This is a genomic window from Streptomyces sp. NPDC057249 (assembly GCF_042669245.1).
Taxonomy (GTDB): domain Bacteria; phylum Actinomycetota; class Actinomycetes; order Streptomycetales; family Streptomycetaceae; genus Streptomyces.
In genome coordinates this window covers 103,592-121,297 of sequence record NZ_JBHUXS010000016.1, presented here as the reverse complement: position 1 = coordinate 121,297, position 17,706 = coordinate 103,592, and the positions used below count along the sequence as shown (strand labels likewise).

Here is a 17,706-nt window from a genome sequence, read left to right as displayed (position 1 = left end):
TTGACCGACACCGTCAATCGGCGCGGACATCGCCCGTCCGACCGGCGATGATGCGGAGATGACGCTGAGCATCGACATCGCCGGCCTGCCCGCCGGGCGGCTGCGGTTTGCCCTGTCACCGCTGGCCGAACTGACCGCGATGCTGCACGTGCTGGCCGAGCCCGCGCATCATCCGGACCGCGCCGGCTGGGCCGCCGGGGTGCGCGCCGGGCTCCGACCGGAGCTGGCGGAACGGCTCACCGAGGCGGAGTTCCTCTGGCGTTCCTCGCGGGCCGACTTCCTCGTTCCCGCGCGCCCGCGCTCGACGCTCGCCGATGAGCTGGACGACGTGGACCGGATCGACGACGAGACGTACGTGACGGCCGCGCTCGTCACCACGTGCGGCAGCAACCGGGTCCACTTCGGCGCGCCGTCCCCGCTCGCCGACGCGGCGGCGCGCGAGCGGGCCCTGGACCGGGCCCGGGCCCGCGGCCCGCTCCAGGACGCCTTCGCGGAACGGCTGCTCGCGGACCCGACCGCCGTGCGGGCCCGGGTGCGCAACACCCTCGAGGAGTGCGCGGAGGCGTTCTTCGACGCCGCCTGGGCGGGCGCCGCCGTGCGGCTCGCTGACGACGTGCGCCTGAAGAACGACCTGCTGCGGCACCGGGGCGCCGGGGCGGCGCTCGCATCGGTCTCCGGCGCGGTGGCCCTGGACGGCGACCGCATCGTCGTGGACAAGCTCCAGGACAACGCCACCTCCGCCCACGGCACCGGGGTGACCCTTCTCCCCAGCGTCTTCGGCCGCCCGCACCTGGTGGTGGTCCACGCGCCAGGGTGGCAGCCCGTGGTGCAGTACCCCGTGCCCGAGGCCGGTCCGCCCGAGCCGGTGTCCCTGGAAACGGTGACGCTGCGGCTGGAGGCGCTCGCCCATCCGGTGCGGCTGCGGCTGCTGCGCACCCTGGCCCGGGGCCCGCACACCACCGGTGAACTGGCCGACGCCTGGGAGCTCTCGCCCCCGGAGGTCTCCCGCCACCTCGCGATCCTCCGCCGCGCGGGCCTGCTCACGACGCGCCGGCACGGCCGCTACGTCCGCTACACCCTCAGCCTGCCCGCGCTCTCGGGGCTGGGGACGGACCTGCTGGCGGCCGTGCTGCGGTGAGTGCCGTCCTCAGACGCACTGGGATGGCGTCTCGGACCGTGGAGCGGATCGAGACGACGTCGCTGATCGCTGTCCACGCACTCGCCCAAGTGCACCACCGCGTACGACTCCAGCGAGCGGTGAGCGTCGAGCACCACCGTCAGCCGCCTCTCTGCCACCTTAAGGTGACAGCGGCAGACTCACAGCCGGACACCCAGGCACCGCACCAGGAACGGTGCACATCCCTCGTACGACGTGGCGCACGGTCACGGACGCCGACAGGTACCGCCTTGCCGGCCGCACCAGGGCGCGACCCGGGCGCGGTCGGCCTGGATTGCCTGCTCACGGAGATCACCGGGCGACGACGTGCCCCAGCCCAGGGCTGCCCGAGCACACCGCCTCCGCACGGCTGAACCGGCTCCGAAGCTGGCACCCGAGTGCGCCCCGGCCGGTGACCACCGGTTGGCGGCCGGGGCGGCCCCGTCCTGCGCTGCCGCCGGGTACGCGTACGCCCTCACTCAGCGAGGAACGCGGTCACCCGGTCGGTGAACTCGTCCGTCCGCTCGAAGAGCACCACGTGTCCGGCGTCGAGCTCCACGTACGCGCTGCCGGCGATCGCGTCGTGCAGGGCGCGGCTGTGGTCGACCGGGACGGTGGCGTCCTGCGCGTTGCCGATGACCAGCGTGGGTGCCTCGATACGCGGTAGCAGGGCGCGGATGTCGATGCGCAGGTTGAGGTCCACGTGGCGCAGGGTGCCCGGCGTGGGCGGCATGTTGGGGATGAGCGCCTCGACTTCGTCGCGTCCGATGGTGTTGAGGAACGCGCGGCTGAACCCGGTCATCGTCACGCTGCGGCCGAAGGCGGCGGGGTCGTTGTCGCCGATCCTCTGCCACAGCGTGAACAGGTTGCGCAGGTACTCGTCCCCGTCGGTGTGGGCCCAGCCCGCGACCAGCACCAGTCTGCGCACCAGGTCGGGCCGCCGGGCGGCGACGGCTGCGGAGACCGGGGAGCCGAGGGAGAAGCCGAGCAGGTCCACCGGCCCGAGGGCGGCGTCCTCGATGACGGCGATGATCTGTGCGGCGAGCCCTTCGACGCTGAGCGGGCCGCCGTCGTCGGTGGTGCGCTCGGTGCCGGAGAGGTCCGGGGTGATCACCGTCCGGGAGTCGGCGAACCGGGGGACGATATTGCCCCAGGTCAGGGCGGCCCCGGCCGATCCGGTGCCGTGGACGAGGAGGAGCGGGGGGCGGGGGCCGGTGCCGGTGAGGTCGTAGGCGACCCGGGCGGTGCCGACGGCGACGGTGCGGACGGTGCTGGTGGGGGTGGCGGCGGATGTCATGGAGTGGTGCCCTCGTTCCTGTGACCGGATGGTGGCCGGATTGGTTTCACCGGGGCTGTCGCTGCTCGGTGTGCCGATGACTCTGCCGCCGTACGGAAGGGGCCGGGAGAGCCTCGCGAAGCCTGGGACCGGCGGTCCCTGGTTGCGCCGGAAGAGGTCCGGCAGGATGAGCGGCATGACGATCAACCGCCGCGAGCTCGCCGACTTCCTGCGCCGTTCACGGGACCGCGTGCGCCCACAGGACGCAGGGCTGCTTGCCGGTCCGCGCCGCCGGACGCCGGGGCTGCGGCGCGAGGAGGTCGCCCAGCTGGCCGGGATGTCGGCCGACTACTACATCCGCCTGGAACAGGCACGCGGCCCGCAGCCCTCACCACAGATCCTCGCCTCCTTGGCCCGCGCCCTGCGGTTGAGCGGCGACGAGCGGGACCACCTGCACCTGCTTGCAGGCCACCGCCCGCCCGCCGCCGGCCTGGCCGGGGACCACGTCGAGCCCGGACTGCTCCACCTGCTGGACCAGTTGCCGACGACCCCTGCCCAGATCATCGGCGACCTCGGCGATGTCCTCGCGCAGAATGAAGCGGCGCGGACCCTGCTCGGCGGGGTGTGCACAGTCTCGGAGTACGGGCGGAACCTGGTGTGGCGCTGGTTCACGGACCCGGACCAGCGGGCCGCCTACCCACCGCAGGAGCACGCGTACTACAGCCGTCTGCATGTCGCCGACCTACGCGCCGCAGTGGGTCGCCGGGCGGGCGACCCGGCGGCCGCCCGCCTGGTGACCCGGCTCCGCGCTGCGAGCGAAGAGTTCGCCGAGCTCTGGCCGCTGCACGAGGTGGCGGTGCGCCGGCACACCCGGATGCGCCTTCTCCATCCGCTCGTCGGCCCGGTCGATCTGGACTGCCAGGTCCTCCTGGCCCCGCAGGGCGAGCAGCGCCTGGTCCTGTTCACCCCGCCGCCGGGGACGGACACGGCCGGGAAGCTGGCCCTGCTGGGGGCGGTGGGGACGGGGCAGTTCGGCCAGCCGGCGTCTTCTCCGTGAGGTTCATCAACACCGGCTCCACGGCACAGGGCGCGGCCCACGCCTTCGAGGACGACGGCAGCCGCCACCCTGTTCGTCTTCGACTCCTGCGGCCTTGCGGGCTCGCCGGGCGACTCGTGCGACCTGATCGGCACGACCGTACGGGTCAGGCTCGCCGCCCTTCCGGCCGGCCGGGGCGCCGTGACGACGTTCCACGCGCACGTCGAGCGCGGCGTCTCCGCCGGAAGCCGAATGCTCGTCCAGTCGGCTGCTGTCGAAACTTCGGCGCGCAAGGGCTTCAGTCCGGACGTCGCCCGCTCCATCGCCACGACTGCGGAGCGTGAGAGAGCCCTTGCCGCCGTGGCGGGCGCCGCAGCCCGGACAGGGGCCCTGGACCGGGCCGAGACCCTCGTCCGCTCCCTGGACAGCAACGGCGCCCGGCCCCTCGGTCTGACGGCCCTGGCGGAAGGCTCCCGAGCCGCCGGGCTCCCCATCCCCCCATCTGTACGGGCCCTGCTGGCCGATGCCCTGCCTCACGACGGCTACTGGCCGCTTTTGCACGTGCTCGCCCTCGCGTCCCCAACCGCGATCACTGAGAACCTCGAACGCCCGTCATGGGGCAGCATGTAGAAGGGCGACACGTCGGCGGGACGGCGTCGGACTGGTTGACGCAGACCCGCCCGGGCGTACTGCCCAAGGTCGCGGTTGCTCCACAGCATTACACGCACTGGCCGCCGGCCGCCGCGAGAACATCACCCTGGGCCATCCTGGGTCCCGGCGGCGACAAGGCCCTACACACCGCCGCGGAGGCCGCCGGCACCGACCACGTCGACAGGCGCTCCAACTGCGGTTCACGCGGCGTTGTTCGGAGGAGGACCGCTGTGCGGCACCTGCAACAGCCGCAAGGCTGCGCCGCCCCGCCACCCCGCCTTCCTGGCCGCCCTACGCCGCGAACGGGCTCGCATTCGCAGCGGTGAGGGGCCTCCACAAGAGGTGCCCCTATCTCTTAGGTCAAGGTGGATGGGTGCTGGGTCGGGTGTCTGGAACGATATTGCCTGTGCATGCTGATGATCAGGTTGGCGAGGGTGTCTCTGCAGAGCTCGCGGTGTTTCTCCGAAACACTGCCGACGGCTGCCCGGTGAAGGTCGTTCCTTCTGTCTGTGACGGGTGTGGCGGGCGCGTGTTTTGCATTCTCGTCGACGATGTTGAGGGCGGAGCCGAGCGTGTGTGCGTTGGTTGTGGCGGCCGCGCGTTCATCGCGGATAGCGAGGAGTTCTGGGAGGACGCGGATCCTGGCGAGGCGGGCTGTCCGTGCGGGGGCGGGGAGTTCGAGACGGCAGTCGCGTTCTCGCTCGCCGGCGACGAGTCGGTCCGATGGGTGACCGTTGGGCTTCGGTGCCAGAAGGACGGTGCCGTGGGGGTCTATGCCGACTGGAAGATCGATTACGGGCCCACGGATCACCTGCTGACCATGGTCTAGGTCTGCGGAACGACCGCCCGAGCAGGCTGAGGTCCGTAGAAGGTGCCGTCACGGAGCATGGCGGAGAGGACATCGGCTCTGCGGCGCGCGAGGCAGTGCAGGGTTTGGGTGTGGTGCTTGCCCTGGGCAATTTTCTTGTCGTAGTCGGCCCGCGATGCCGGGTCGCCCAAGGCGGCGAGCGCGGAGAGAAGGAAGGCCTGCTTGAGCTGCTCGTTTTCCCTCCCGGAGGGCTGTTCGCCGCGACCGGGCTACGGGTCCCGTCGGCCCCTTTGGCGAGCGTTCCCTGGGCAGGGCCGGCGGGTCCGGCGCGTTCTGGGTGCGCAGCCGGCCCGAACCTTGCCGAGGTCATCGGCGGCCGAGGGCGACCATGTGGTGCATCACGTGGACCGGGATGAGGGGGTTGTGGGCGGCGTGTCGGGCGCTGGAGGTGTCGAGCAGGAGAGGCACGAGCGTGTCCGCCGGGAGGGCCGGGTGCTCCCAGGCCCGGTGGCATACGGCCTGGTCCGGGTCGGTTGCGAGGCGGCGCAGGGATTGCGGTGAAAGGCGACGGTCCGCAGCGGCGGCCCGGCGCACGAGCGGGTGCGCGTCCAGGCTGAGCTGTTCGACCACGGCGTCCGTGGCCTCGGGGTCGTCGAGCGCGAGGGCCCGCAGGCGCGGGTTCGGGTCGGTCGCGCGGCGCAGCAGGCCGTCGCGCGGGAAGTTCGGGTGGTTGTGCGGCCGGCCCGGGAAGGAGAGGCTGCCATCCCACCATGACGCGACCTCCAGAAGCATGTCCGGCGGCGCGTCGTCACAGGACTCGGCGAGAAACAGCCGCACGACACGGTCCTCGTCGCGAGCGAGCAAGGCGGCCACATCCTCGGGGAGACGCGCCGCCCGCGCGACACTGCGGCGCACGAGCAGTTTGGGCGAGGCCGCGAGGCGGCGCATGGCTTCGGCATCGTCGTGGAGGGCGCCGACCCACCACAGCCCGATCGTCCGGCTGTCCGGGTCGATGTCGGGCACCTCGGCGACCGCGGCCTCGATTTCGTCGAGCGTCATGGGCGGTGTGGCGTCGGGGTGCGGAGCCTGTCCGATGCCGCGGCTGCCGCGCGAGAGCCGTCGTGCAGCCCGTTCCTCCCCCGCGTATTCGGTCAGCAGCTCTCGCTCGCGCGGACTCTGCGCGCATGCGATCAGCCGCTGCCACTGTTCCTCGGAAAGGCGGCCGCAGTCGGCGGCGGCGGAGCGTACACGCCGTGCGGTGTGAACGACCGCCGCGTCCAGGACGCCGGGCGGCAGGTCCTCCCGCCACAACAGACCGGGTTCGTCGGCGTCCAGGAGGCTGAGGAGTACGTCCGCGGGCGCCGCGCGGTTGAAGCCGAGTCCGGCGAGCCACGAGCCCGCGATCTCACGCTCGACGTCGCCCTTCGAGGTGAGGACCAACCAGGGGTCGGGTAGGCCGACGGGGGTGTCTGTCACCGGTGAAGGCTAACGCCCGTATGGTGCTGCCGAACCGCCTCGGGTGGCTCCGTCCGGTCCGAGCGGGGAGCCCGTACGGACTCCCCACCCTGCGGCAGCCGCCACCGGCCATCTGTCGTACGGATGAGGAGTCGCCCCCTGCGGTGCGGATGCAGCGTCCCGGCCGCCTGACGAAAAGCGTGACCGTCAGGCGAAGAGATAGCGGGGGTGACCGTGTTCGGCGACGGTGGGGGGTGCGCGGACATGGAGGGGACAGAGCGCGGCCACCTGCGGGATTCGCGGCGCCGAGGACGCCCCTCGGCGCCACGCTCCCTTGGGGCGCCGGACGGCCGTGTTCCGCTCAGGCGCGGGCGCGGAGCGTGACGTGGTAGCCGTCGGGGTCGGAGAGGGTGAAGGTCCGGCCGAACGGGCCGTCGACCGCGACCGGCACGCAGGCGGTGGTGTGGCCGCCGGCGACCAGCGCATCGGGGATGGCCCGGACGTCGACGGCGTGGAGCCACATCGCAGTACCGGTGCAGGGCCGGGCGACGGACGCGAGATCGGTGCCGTGAAAGATGTCCCGGAGTTCGCACGCAATCGGCTTCGTGTGTGCAGCAGTTCACCGACACCGACCCCCGGTCCGGTACTGCCCGGGGCGGCCGCTGAACTGGCAACGCCACTACCGCGCCCTGGCCGATCTCGTCGACGCCGACGACGTCCGGTCCTGTATCGCGCCCGGTGTCACCTTCGAGGGCGACGACACCGGCTGTGGCTTCAGCGGCCGAAGGACCCGAGCACCTGGGTGCACCTGTCGGCCGAACAGCAGCAGCGGCTGTCGAAGCCGGGCGTACGACCCGCCCAGACCCCCTCCCCCACCTCGGCGGCGCCCCGACGAAGGGCCCGACGAAGGCCGGGAGCAAGGCACAGCAAGCATTCCGACCCGGCCGGCCACCCCTTCTGCCTCTGCTACGACGCCTGACGCGTGCTCGACTCAAGGGATGGCGCACCCTGCGCTCCTCGGCCGCCTCCTGCTGGCGGAAGAGGATGGGGCGGCGGGTGCCAGGCCGCCGTGAAGGAGGCGGGGTGCGCGCGGCGGCCGACCCGGGGGGTGGGGTGACGGACGGGGACGGTGTCGTGGCTGTACAAGTACAGGTCACCCTGTGGGGTGAGCGCGACGACGTCGCCGAACGTGGCTTTGCCGTACGTTGGCTCCGCACCCGTGAGACCGACGCCAGCTCCCGGGAGGGGTACGGTTTCAGCCGATCACCGAAGCCTTTCACCCATCAGGCGACGCGGACGCCCTGGGCGATCCGGCCGCCCTTCAGCTCCAGCCGCCTCCCGTCGAACCGCCCCCGTAGCCGCCGGACGCGTGCCATCACGACCACGCGAGAGCGCGAAGGCTCGTACACAGACCGGGACGGACTCTCAGGACTGTTCGACGGCGGTCTTGATCGAGTCGAGCCAGCGCGTCAGCTCGGCGTGCAGTTTTGCTTTGTTGTAGACAAGCCCGAGCAGGGTGCCGGCCATGGACTCCTCGGTACGCAGGAGTGTGGTGCCGTCCTGGCGGGGGGTGAGGAGGTGGCGGTGGGCGGCGCGTGAGCCCATGGCGGTTCCGGTCCAGGTGATCTCGCGCAGCGGTTCGACAACCGCGAACCGCGAGGCGATCTTCGCACTCCCGTTGACCCAGGTGAACCGTGTGTCCACCGCGGGCGTGCCATCCCCGGCGACGGATACTTCGCGGATGGCCGGGTCGAACGCCGACCAGCCGGCGGGGTCGGCGAGCAGTGCCCAGACACGCTCGGCCGGCGCGTTGATGACGACTTCGTGGGTGGAGCGGAAGGGTGCCGCGTCGTCGATGCGGTGCTGCTTGGCGTAGTTCTCGTGGAGCTCGTCGAGCGACGGTCCGCGGTAACGCATCTCCTGGAACATGTTGCCCCTCCCCGTTCATGCACCGTGACCGGTGCTCTCGTTAGAGAACAGTAGTCACGGTTCGACCCTGGCGTCAAGAACACTGTTCTCGTTCCGGGCCGCCGTTCTCGCCTGTGGCATGCTGAAGGGCATGGCAGCCATCCCCAACGCCCGGCAGCGGGCCCGCGCGCAACTGATCGACGACATCAAGGCCGAGGCGTTCCGCCAGTTGTCGGAGCACGGGTCGGCCGGCCTGACGCTCAGGGCCGTCGCCCGGGAGCTCGGCATGGTGCCCTCAGCGCTCTACCGCTACTTCCCCGGCCGGGAACAGCTGCTCACCGCCCTGATCATCGACTCCTACAGCGACCTGGCCGACCACCTGGACGCCGCGGCGGCCGCCAAGGAGACGCCCCGGGAGCGCTGGCTGGCGGTGTGCCACGGTGTGCGGGACTGGGCGTTCTCCCGTCCCCATCAGTACGCACTGCTGTACGGCACGACCGTGCCCGGCTACCAGGCGCCCCAGGACACCATCACCCCCGCCGTCAGAATCCCCATGCTGCTGCTGACCATCGCCTGCGACGCCTGGCGCACCGGCCAACTCACCCAGCCTGCCGACGAACCCTGGTCGGACGAGGTCGCCGCGAACGCCGCCACCCTCGCCGAAGCGACCGGTCTTCTCGACGTCCCGCCCTCACTGCTCATGCGCGCCGTCAGCGCCTACACCCAACTGTTCGGAGCCATCAGCATGGAACTCTTCGGCCACCTCCACGGCGCCTTCGACGACGACACCGTCTTCTTCGAGCACAGCACCACCCTGCTCGCCGACCTCGTCGGATTCCACACCCCCTGACAGCAACGACAACAGGATGAGCGGCCCAACCGGTTCGCCAGGCCAGGGGGGCATCCACTACTGGACCGACAAACGCCGGTCCATGAACAGGTGCTTCACGCCGACCACCGTGACGGCGCCGTGCCGGGCAGAGCGCCGATGCTGTCATCCAGGAGGGCTCGCAGACGTACGGCCTGCATCTCCTGCCGACCGGGCACGGAGCTGGAGCTGGTGTAGGGCCTCAGGGGGTGCGGACGACGGCTCCGGAACGAACCACTGCCCAGGGCGGCTTCGGGAGGGGGAAACGAAGAGCCGGCGGAGGTATGGGCCGCGGGCGGAAGTTTCCGTGGTGGGCGGGGGAAACCCCCGGTCTGAGCGCCTGCCCGGCCCTTTCCGCGGTTGCCGTGCCAGGCCCTCGGGCACGGGCGGACTACGACCACGGTCCGATCCGAAAGTGTGGTCCACGCTCCGACGACGCGGTACGTGCGGGGGCAGCATCGTTGCCCCATGACCATCACCACTACGTCGATCGCCGATCCTCATCCTGTCTTTCCGGGACGCTGGGTGGGCGGCGCCTCCCTCGTCCTCGGCCCTCTGCTGCTGCTCACCGGCGTACTGCTGCGCCTGCGCTTCGACTTCTTCTTCCCCGCGCAACTGACTGCGTACGGGCACCATCCGGGCCTCATGACGGTCTCATACAGCTTTGTGTCCGCCGGGTGGGTGCTGCTCTGGCCGGGAGTCGTGCTCCTCGCTGCCAAGATCGGCGCGAGGTTCCGGGAACTTGCTCTGTGGGGCGGCACACTCACGGTCCTCGGCCTCTTCGCCCGCGCGTTTCACGCCGGTGTGGACCACCTGGCCTTCCAACTGGTGGCCGCACAGGGGGCCGCATCGGCAACGCGAACGGTGAGCGAGGCCTACGGCGCGTTCCATATCTTCAGCACACTCAACGCAGCCATCATGGGCGGCTGGCTCCTGCTGGCCATCGGCGCCTACCGCTCCCAAGTGCTGGGAGCCCTGCGTGCGGCGGCTCTCGCTTTGGCATCGGCGATGCCGCTCGGGGTGCTGAAGGGAACGACCCCTCTGTCGGTCGCGGCCGCTGCGGGACTGTGCGTCGCGCTCGTTCCCTTGGGCGTGGCCGCGTTGCGCAGCGGGACGACCTCGCGGGCGGCCACGGTGGCCGGAAGGCTTCTCCTACTGGCCGCCGCAGGTACCGCGATGTTCCTCTTCGGGCAGGCCGGGTGAGCGGCGATCGGTATCGTCTAGCGATGCACAGAATGGGGCGGCGCCGGCGGGCCGGCGCGCATCTGCTGGCGATCGACGCCTGCGTGGCCGTCGTGGTGACGGCCGGGTACGTGGCACTGGCCGACCAGGGTGCCTCGGACGGTCTGCCTCGATTCTCCGGCCCGTGGTGGCTGGGCTGGCTGGTGGCCGTCTGTGTGGGAGTGCCGCTGGCCGTTCGACGCCTGTGGCCGCTGCCGGCCCTGGCCGTGGTCCTGGGTGCTTCGGCGACGGCGACACTTCTCGACATCACTCGTGACCCGTACATCTCCGTGGCCTTGGCCGTCTACGCGGTGGCGCTCATCGAGCCGACACGCCGGGCTTCGGCGGCGTTCGCCCTGACCCTGGTTGTCTCGGCAGCCGCGGTCATCACCGGTGAATCGGTCCTGACACCCTCCGGCCCGTGGACAGAGGCCGCCGGCACTGCCGCCCTCGTCTGGCTGGTCAGCGGGGCAGCGTGGGCCGCAGGGCGTGTCGTGCGCGAACAGAGATCGCGAGCGGCCCGAAGGGACCGTCGTGTTGCGGAGGAAGCACTGGCCGAAGAACGCCTGCGCATCGCCAGAGAACTGCACGACATCGTCTCGCACAGCCTCAGCGTGATCGTCGTCAAGGCAGCAGTGGCCAACCATGTGGCCGAGGCACGCCCCCAAGAGACGCGCGATGCCATCCAGACGATCGAGCAGACCGGCCGGGAGGCGCTCACCGAGATGCGCCGTGCCTTGGGAGTGCTACGCGGCGACACTGCTGGTCGGCGCACGCGAGAGCCCGCCTCGGCGGAGACGGCTCCCCCTCCCGGTATGGACGATCTGCCGGCCCTCATCCAGCGTGCCGAGCGAGCGGGAGTCCGTACCGGACTCCGCACCCGGCTGGCCGTCGGTCTCCCCGCGGGGACTGCGCTGGCCGTCTACCGGATCGTGCAGGAAGCTCTGACGAACGTGGTCAAGCACGCCGGCGACGGAACGCACTGCCAGGTGACCATCACAGTCGACTCGCGAGGAGAAGTGCGCGTCGAGGTGGCGGATGACGGAGCCGGGAACGCGGCAGCGACCGACCGGGGGGAACTCAAGGGTGGTCATGGGCTCGTGGGGATGCGCGAGCGCGTGATGATGTACGGCGGGACGTTGGCCGCCGGGCCACGGCCCGGCGGCGGGTTCGCTGTATCGGCTTGTCTCCCGCCCGAACCCGCTCACGGCACGGCTACGAGCCGGAAGGAGAAGACCGCGTGACCGAACCGATCCGGGTACTCGTCGCCGACGACCAGTCCCTGCTCCGAGGCAGCTTCCGGGTGCTCATCGACACCGCCCCCGGCCTGACAGCGGTGGGCGAGGCCGGGACCGGGGCCGAAGCTGTCGAGGGCGCACAGCGGCTCTGCCCTGACGTGGTGCTGATGGACATTAGAATGCCCGGGATGGACGGGATCGAAGCGACACGGCGCATAGCCGGATCCCACGAGACTGCGGGGACACGCGTTCTCATCCTCACCACCTTCGACCTCGACGAGTACGTGTACGGCGCGTTGCGTGCGGGGGCAGCGGGATTCCTCCTCAAGGACACATCCCCCGAGCTGCTGCTGGCAGGCATCCGCACTGTCGCCGCCGGAGAGTCGCTACTCGCCCCCTCGGTGACCCGACGCCTGATCGCCGAGTTCGCCCGTCTTCCCCATACGCACCATGCGCCAAGCTCCACACTTGAGGACCTCACGGAGCGCGAGCGTGAGGTCCTGATACTGATAGCACGTGGCCTCTCCAACGCCGACATCTCCGAGTACCTCCACCTCAGCAACGGCACCGTGAAGACCTACATCGGTCGACTGCTGACCAAGCTGCGTGCACGGGACCGCGCGCAGTTGGTGATCAGTGCCTACGAATCAGGACTCGTCAGCGCCGCTCCTCAATCGACCGAGTGTTGAGCAAGAACGGCCCGAGCTGGCCGACGATTCGGTCCGCCGCGGACTTCGAGATGCCGAACAGCGGCGCGATCTGGCGCATCGTCACGTATGTGCTTCAATGGGCCGCGAGAAGCAGAATACGATCCTCAATGGGAGCCCCCATGGCTGCCCAAGGTGAAGCTCGGCAGCGGTCTCGCGCCGCGCGGCGGTCACCAGCCTGCTGAAGCAGCGCGGGCTCAGCCCGGTGTAGGGGCCTATCCAGACACCTCACCGCGCTAAGCCGTCAAGTCGGGACGGCGGGTACGAGCTCAATGTTCGATTTGGAGGGTCATGCCGGTGGTCATCAGGAAGCGTCCTTGATGTGGCCTCGGGCGAAGTCCCATGGAGCGGGTGCATTGGTGGCCGCGTATTCGTCTGCGATGCCGAACACGCTTCCGCATCCTGGGCATTCCGCCTTGCCGAACAGGTGCGTTAGCCCCCAGGCGAGCCGTTGTTGGCCATCCCGTACGGCCGTCTCGTGCAACATCCTCCCGGTGCCGGTCAGCTCGTCCGGGATGGCCGGCCGGAGCGGGACCTGGTGGACATCCCCCAGATTCCAGTCGCGGATCGAGGAGTAGCAGCCGTAGTCGCCGATCGCGATCGTCACCGGCGCGTCGCAGTGCGGACAAGCGACAGTGACGAAGGAGTCGGTGAAGTCGTCCAGGGCCTGGAACCACAAGGGTTGGCCGTCGAACGCGAGCATGGTCCGCAACCAGCTCAGTCTGGCCGGTTGCTTCCACTGGCTGTCATCTGGGCTGTTGCATCTCGGCCCGGTCATCGTCCAGGCCCCGGTGCTTACACCTGTCGAGTGACGCACCCATCCGGCGTGGAATGGCTGACAGGCTGTGCCTATGGACATGGAGGTGCTCAGCGCCGATGACTACGAGTCGGTGCACCGGGCCAGCCGTGGTCTGTCGGCGAGGTACGGGATGGTGACGCTCAACGCCATGATGGAAGCGTGGGAGGCGTTGGTGCAGGATGTCGAAGAGGGCTTCGACGTCGAACAGATCTGGGAGTACGGGCACATGCTTCGTTGCCGCAAGTGGCTGGCGGAGGCATGGCCCGTGTTCACCGACAGGGTTCGGGCCGCGCGGCAGGCGGAACTCGACGTGCTGGATGCTCGCTTCCAACTGGCTACCGTGCCGCTGCGCGGCCAGGGGGACGATGCGCGGTGGCACTCGCGGCGACCGCTTCTGATCGTCGGCGACACGTTGCCGGAACTGCCCGCGTCCTGGGTCCTGTGACACGTCCGAGCTGATGTCCGTCCGTCAACCAGATCACCGAGGAGTGCCTGCGAACGGGGAGGATCGGGCTCTTCTGAAGGGGCTGCAGAAGGACGGGTCTGGCCACGTCGGGGTGGCATTCGACCTGCTGGTTCAGCCTGCCGCCAGGCGACCCAGGCCCTGAATCAGGACGGCACTGTCCTGTTCGAGCAGGATGACGACGGCAGCCGCGGCCGGCCCGAGGCACGGCGCACCGACCTGAGCCGAATGCTGCTGCACCACCTCCCCGCGGGCACCGGGCGGTGGGGCTGCCGCTCCACTGGTGCCACACGCCTGGGTGGACGGCCGCCATGAGGTCGTCTTCGCCCACGGCACGTCGGCACCTCGTTCGTCGTGACCTACCTGTACGAGGCCAAGGCCCGGCACCCGCGCGCGAACCGAGGAGGCGGCCAAGGCCCGCTGAACGTTACGACGTGACGTCGACCAGGACCTTGCCGACCGCACCGCTCTCGACCGCTCGGTGTGCGTCCGGGGTGCGGCTGAGCGGAAAGCGGACCAGTGGCAGGCCGTGCTCCTCGCCGACGGGCAGCGCGCCGCCGCGGACTGCGGCGGCAACGTCCTCAACGGCCGCGGCTCGCGCCTCTGGACCGGCCGTGTAGAGGATCAGGAACTGGAGGCGCGTGTTCAGCGCCATGTTCTGCAGCACGTTCAGTTCGACCGGCTTGCCACCCTCGTTGGCGTAGGTCGAAATCGTGCCGCGGGTCCGCAGCACCGCCAGGTCCAGTGCGAGGTTCGCGCCCAGCGCCACCTCGGCGACGATGTCGACGCCGTCCGTGGCGATCTTGCGGATGTCGGCGGCCGGGTCGCCCTCGCGATAGTTGATCACGTGGTGGGCTCCGGCGGCGGTGGCCAGCCGGGCCTTCTCCGGGCTGCTGATGGTGCTGATCACGGTGGCACCGGCCCATCGGGCGAGCTGGATCACCGCGTGCCCGACCGCCCCGGCCCCGCCCGCGGCGAGCACCACCTTCCCGTCGAGTGCCCCGGGCCCCAGACGGCGCGGCCCGTCCTCGGCGACCGTGAGCGCGCGGTGCGCGGTGAGGGCGGGGACGCCGAGTGAGGCTCCGACGTCGAAGCCGGCCTCGTCCGGCAGCGGCACGGCCTGTCCGGCAGGCACGACGGTGAACTCGGCGGCGGTGCCGGTGGGCCGCCCTGCGGCGGCCATGAACAGCCAGACGCGCTGCCCGACCCGGCTCTGGTCCACACCCGCACCGACGGCGTCGATCGTGCCGGCGCCGTCGAGGTGCGGGGTGACCTCGGAGAAGTGCTTGGGGTGGCCGGCGCCGGAGCGCGCCTGCCAGTCGGTCGGGTTGACCCCGGACACGGCGACCCGGACGCGAACCTCGCCGGGGCCGGGCGCGGGCAGGTCGCGGTCGACGAACTGGAGAACGTCGGGGGCGCCGTTGTCGCGGTAGATGATGGCCTTCATGATCCGTCCTTGCAGCCTGGTGGAGTTTCCCGGCGTGCCCTGGCGGTTCGTCAGGGGCTGCCGGAGTGAGGTGTGGTCGCGACCCGGGCCGCGTTGGTTCCGGTCAGCCGATAGGGACTTCGTTGGACCGGGACTCGATGGCATCGAGGGCGGCGAGGGTGGAGGCGGCCAAGGTGATCTCGCCGACCGCCATGTTGGCCTCCAGGTGGACGGCGTCGGCGGTGCCGGGAATGAGCAGCACGTTCGGGGCGCGGTGCAGCAGCCAGGCGAGGCCGACCTGGGAGGGCGTCACGCCCAGGGACTCGGCCGCAGCCTGAACAGCCGGTTCCTCGGTGACCTTGGGCAGGCCCGGGAAGGCGCCGCCGAGCGGGAAGAACGGCACCCAGGCGATGTCCTCGGCCACGCACAGTTCGAGCATGTCCTCGTCGTCGCGGGAGGTGAGGCTGTACGCGTTCTGCACGCAGACAATGCGGGCCGGCAGGGCGCGGCGCAGGCCGTCGAGGGTGACGCTGCTCAGGCCGATGGCGCCGATCTTTCCCTCGTCGCGCAGGGCGGTCATCATGGCGAGCTGGTCGTCGAGGTCGACGACCTGGTCGCCCTCGGGACGCAGCCCGGGGCCGGTGTCCAGGCGGCGGAGGTTGACGACCGCGAGCCGGTCGACGCCGAGGCTGCGCAGGTTGTCCTCGACGCTGGCGCGCAGTCGCTCGGGCCGCTGCGCCAGACGCAGTGGCAGGTGCCCACCCGGGTCGGGGTCGGCGCCGACCTTCGTGACGACCAGGACGTCGTCCTCGGGGCGCAGTGCCTCGCGGATCACGTCGTTGGCGAAACCGGCGCCATAGAACTCGGCGGTGTCCACATGGTCGACGCCCAGTTCAACCGCGCGGCGCAGCAGCGCAACGGCCTCGCTGCGGCGGTCGTGCAGGCACTCAAGCTGCAACGCGCCGTAGCCGATACGGAAAACGGTGCGGTCGGCGAACCACGCCGTCGCGGCGGTCATGACGCTGCCTCCTCGACCGGTGATCGCAGGGCCACGTACAGCACTTCGGCCTGGTAGAGCGCCATGACCCGATGGGCAACCGGGGCGGCGCGCTCCCGGGCTTCGGTCGGTTCGTGGTGCTCGACCTTGACGAGCCAGGCGGTGACGCAGTCGTGCAGCATGGCGCGCATCCGGTCGGTCATGTCGACGACGATGTGGTGGACGGCCGGGTTGGTGGTCGCCTCACCCCAGGTCTGCACGCCGACCCGGGCCTCGGCGGGATCGATCGCGGCGATCAGACGGGAGAGCAGTTCGTCGGGGCCGGGTGGGGTGTCGCACGCGGCGTACTCGCCGAGGACGTCGGCGCGCTTGGCGAGCACCTCGTGGGCGGTGGCCCGGACCAGGTCGGCCTTGTTGCGGTAGTGCGCATAGATCGAGCCGGCCGAGAGACCGGACTCGGCGGTGATGTCGGCGATCGAGGTCCGCTCCAGGCCGTTGCGGCCGAAGCAGCGCACGGCGGCCTCAGCGATCTGGGCACGTCTGAGTTCCTTGCGCGCGTCGGTGAGCCGCGGCACCATACCCCCCACAAAGAGAATCGCGGTTCTTCTTGTGGGCACATTAACAGAAGCGTTGTTCTGTTTGTAGCGGTGTCACGACGGCCAAGTCCTCGTGCGGGGCGGCCTGTTCGCGACGGTTCTGTCAGGCGGACGGCAGCGCGGCCATCTCTCATCGATGGGCCAGGTGAGTCGATCACCAACTACCGCCGGAGCTCGTGCACAGGTGCCGTCGCGGGACGGTTCCGGCACAGATCTCGGGAGCCGCCGCAGAGCGTTGCCTGGATGTTCGATGGCGAGGGGTCTGGCTCGCGCAAGGCGGTGACGTACACCTTCTGGCCGCGCGGTACGCGCGGCTCAACCGGGCCCCCGTCAGCCCTACGTCAAGCGCGTCGCCGACGGCTCGATACGGCGACCACATCCGCGGGGCCGGCAGCTCCGTCCAGGCCCTGCTCCGCCTCGCCCGACGCCGGGCCGACGTCCTCGTCGCGATGCTCCGCGACGGAACCTCCTACGAACCGCGGCCGACGGCCGCGGTCACATGGCCAGCGGTTCAGCCAGCAGGACGACCCGGTCGGTTCCGACATCGAAGCCGAGCACCGGACGATCGTAGTCGCCCTCCGGAGCCATCAGGACCGGCTTGCCCAAACATCGACCGATCTCCCGCAGGAAGCCGCAGAACACATCGAGTCGTTCCTGACCCTGCAACTCCCGCAGATCAACGTCGAAGTCGATGACCTCGTCGTCAAGGAAGCGGAAGATCGCCAGCACCTCGTCAGCCGGCCAGACCCGCATGTTTGGGCACTCGGCATCCACCGGACGGGCGAGCACGGCCTCCGCCTGGGGCACCGGCAGCACTGCCTCTCCTTCGGAGTACTGGCACCTCCACCTCCTCGTCGCGACGAGGTCGAGGACCGCCTGCCAGTCCTCGACCGAAGCATCGGGGACGCACAAGTCCGGCAACGACCCCATCAGGTCCGGGTCGAAGAAGCACCTCACGTCATCCCACAGAAGATCGGCCACACCGCCATGCTGCCGGTCTCACCGACTTATCGCAGCCTCGTTTCCCGTGACCAAAGAGCTAGGGGCCCCGCCCTGCGACAGCCGACTGCCACCACCCGCGGAAGGGCGCCGGCCAGCCGG

General features: G+C 70.5%; 17 protein-coding genes and 3 pseudogenes. 9 read left to right on the top strand and 11 right to left on the bottom strand.

The window, feature by feature from the left end; all coding sequences use genetic code 11:
- The first annotated feature begins 58 nt into the window (after window positions 1-58).
- Window positions 59-1,138: a DUF5937 family protein gene (locus ACFUJY_RS26890; RefSeq protein ID WP_383304366.1), complete on the top strand. Its 1,080-nt coding sequence runs from the start codon at window positions 59-61 to the stop codon at window positions 1,136-1,138.
- Window positions 1,139-1,631: 493 nt separating this feature from the next.
- Here the strand turns inward: ACFUJY_RS26890 and ACFUJY_RS26885 are convergent, their stop codons facing one another.
- Window positions 1,632-2,453 (bottom strand): alpha/beta fold hydrolase, encoded by an 822-nt coding sequence (locus ACFUJY_RS26885; RefSeq protein WP_383304365.1) that lies wholly within the window; start codon window positions 2,451-2,453, stop codon window positions 1,632-1,634.
- 166 nt (window positions 2,454-2,619) lie between these two features.
- On the opposite strand from ACFUJY_RS26885, the gene ACFUJY_RS26880 reads away from it, so the two are divergent.
- The 3 genes from ACFUJY_RS26880 (at window position 2,620) to ACFUJY_RS26870 (ending at window position 4,948) form a co-directional block, all read left to right on the top strand.
- Entirely contained in the window at window positions 2,620-3,489 is an 870-nt protein-coding gene (locus ACFUJY_RS26880) for a helix-turn-helix transcriptional regulator (RefSeq protein ID WP_383304363.1), read from the top strand.
- A 180-nt stretch (window positions 3,490-3,669) separates the two neighbouring features.
- Window positions 3,670-4,098, top strand: coding sequence for a hypothetical protein (locus tag ACFUJY_RS26875; RefSeq protein WP_383304361.1), 429 nt, complete (start codon window positions 3,670-3,672; stop codon window positions 4,096-4,098).
- A 427-nt stretch (window positions 4,099-4,525) separates the two neighbouring features.
- Complete coding sequence (locus ACFUJY_RS26870; RefSeq protein ID WP_383304360.1) at window positions 4,526-4,948, top strand: hypothetical protein; 423 nt, start codon at window positions 4,526-4,528, stop codon at window positions 4,946-4,948.
- On the opposite strand, the pseudogene ACFUJY_RS26865 reads toward ACFUJY_RS26870, so the two are convergent.
- From ACFUJY_RS26865 to ACFUJY_RS26850, 4 genes and pseudogenes are all read right to left on the bottom strand, one after another.
- A pseudogene (locus ACFUJY_RS26865) lies at window positions 4,945-5,163 on the bottom strand (IS110 family transposase); the annotation flags it as partial. The gene ACFUJY_RS26870 and the pseudogene ACFUJY_RS26865 overlap by 4 nt on opposite strands.
- Window positions 5,164-5,293: 130 nt before the next feature.
- Window positions 5,294-6,403 carry a hypothetical protein gene (locus tag ACFUJY_RS26860; RefSeq protein WP_383304358.1) on the bottom strand — a complete coding sequence of 370 codons (1,110 nt, stop codon included), beginning with the start codon at window positions 6,401-6,403 and terminating at the stop codon, window positions 5,294-5,296.
- A 340-nt stretch (window positions 6,404-6,743) separates the two neighbouring features.
- Window positions 6,744-6,989, bottom strand: a pseudogene (locus ACFUJY_RS26855) (VOC family protein); the annotation flags it as partial.
- Between the two features lie 818 nt (window positions 6,990-7,807).
- Window positions 7,808-8,311, bottom strand: coding sequence for an SRPBCC family protein (locus ACFUJY_RS26850; protein WP_383304357.1), 504 nt, complete (start codon window positions 8,309-8,311; stop codon window positions 7,808-7,810).
- A gap of 130 nt (window positions 8,312-8,441) precedes the next feature.
- Between ACFUJY_RS26850 and ACFUJY_RS26845 the strand changes: the two genes are divergently transcribed.
- The 4 genes from ACFUJY_RS26845 to ACFUJY_RS26830 all read left to right on the top strand — a co-directional run bounded on the left by ACFUJY_RS26845 (window position 8,442) and on the right by ACFUJY_RS26830 (window position 12,306).
- On the top strand, window positions 8,442-9,140 hold the full coding sequence (locus ACFUJY_RS26845) for a TetR/AcrR family transcriptional regulator (protein WP_383304355.1): 699 nt from the start codon (window positions 8,442-8,444) through the stop codon (window positions 9,138-9,140).
- 486 nt (window positions 9,141-9,626) lie between these two features.
- The gene (locus ACFUJY_RS26840; RefSeq protein ID WP_383304353.1) at window positions 9,627-10,361 is read left to right on the top strand and encodes a hypothetical protein; all 735 of its coding nucleotides are present in this window, start codon (window positions 9,627-9,629) and stop codon (window positions 10,359-10,361) included.
- A 23-nt stretch (window positions 10,362-10,384) separates the two neighbouring features.
- Window positions 10,385-11,623 (top strand): sensor histidine kinase, encoded by a 1,239-nt coding sequence (locus ACFUJY_RS26835; RefSeq protein ID WP_383304351.1) that lies wholly within the window; start codon window positions 10,385-10,387, stop codon window positions 11,621-11,623.
- Window positions 11,620-12,306 carry a response regulator gene (locus tag ACFUJY_RS26830; protein WP_383304349.1) on the top strand — a complete coding sequence of 229 codons (687 nt, stop codon included), beginning with the start codon at window positions 11,620-11,622 and terminating at the stop codon, window positions 12,304-12,306. Before ACFUJY_RS26835 ends, ACFUJY_RS26830 begins: the two co-directional genes overlap by 4 nt.
- Window position 12,307: 1 nt before the next feature.
- Here ACFUJY_RS26830 and ACFUJY_RS26825 read toward each other — a convergent pair.
- Both ACFUJY_RS26825 and ACFUJY_RS26820 read right to left on the bottom strand, forming a co-directional pair.
- A pseudogene (locus ACFUJY_RS26825) lies at window positions 12,308-12,543 on the bottom strand (transposase family protein); the annotation flags it as partial.
- Window positions 12,544-12,628: 85 nt separating this feature from the next.
- Window positions 12,629-13,027 carry a hypothetical protein gene (locus ACFUJY_RS26820; protein WP_383304347.1) on the bottom strand — a complete coding sequence of 133 codons (399 nt, stop codon included), beginning with the start codon at window positions 13,025-13,027 and terminating at the stop codon, window positions 12,629-12,631.
- A 148-nt stretch (window positions 13,028-13,175) separates the two neighbouring features.
- Here ACFUJY_RS26820 and ACFUJY_RS26815 point away from each other — a divergent pair, with 148 nt between their 5' ends.
- Window positions 13,176-13,568: a hypothetical protein gene (locus ACFUJY_RS26815; protein WP_383304345.1), complete on the top strand. Its 393-nt coding sequence runs from the start codon at window positions 13,176-13,178 to the stop codon at window positions 13,566-13,568.
- Window positions 13,569-14,013: 445 nt separating this feature from the next.
- Here ACFUJY_RS26815 and ACFUJY_RS26810 read toward each other — a convergent pair whose 3' ends face one another.
- The 4 genes from ACFUJY_RS26810 to ACFUJY_RS26795 form a co-directional block, all read right to left on the bottom strand.
- A complete protein-coding gene (locus ACFUJY_RS26810; protein WP_383304343.1) occupies window positions 14,014-15,033 on the bottom strand; it encodes an NADPH:quinone reductase in 1,020 nt (339 codons plus the stop codon).
- A gap of 103 nt (window positions 15,034-15,136) precedes the next feature.
- Window positions 15,137-16,030, bottom strand: a complete 894-nt coding sequence (locus ACFUJY_RS26805; protein ID WP_383304341.1) for an aldo/keto reductase — start codon at window positions 16,028-16,030, stop codon at window positions 15,137-15,139.
- Window positions 16,027-16,587 (bottom strand): TetR/AcrR family transcriptional regulator, encoded by a 561-nt coding sequence (locus tag ACFUJY_RS26800; RefSeq protein WP_383304339.1) that lies wholly within the window; start codon window positions 16,585-16,587, stop codon window positions 16,027-16,029. Before ACFUJY_RS26800 ends, ACFUJY_RS26805 begins: the two co-directional genes overlap by 4 nt.
- A 513-nt stretch (window positions 16,588-17,100) precedes the next feature.
- On the bottom strand, window positions 17,101-17,586 hold the full coding sequence (locus ACFUJY_RS26795) for a hypothetical protein (protein WP_383304337.1): 486 nt from the start codon (window positions 17,584-17,586) through the stop codon (window positions 17,101-17,103).
- Window positions 17,587-17,706: the final 120 nt, after the last annotated feature.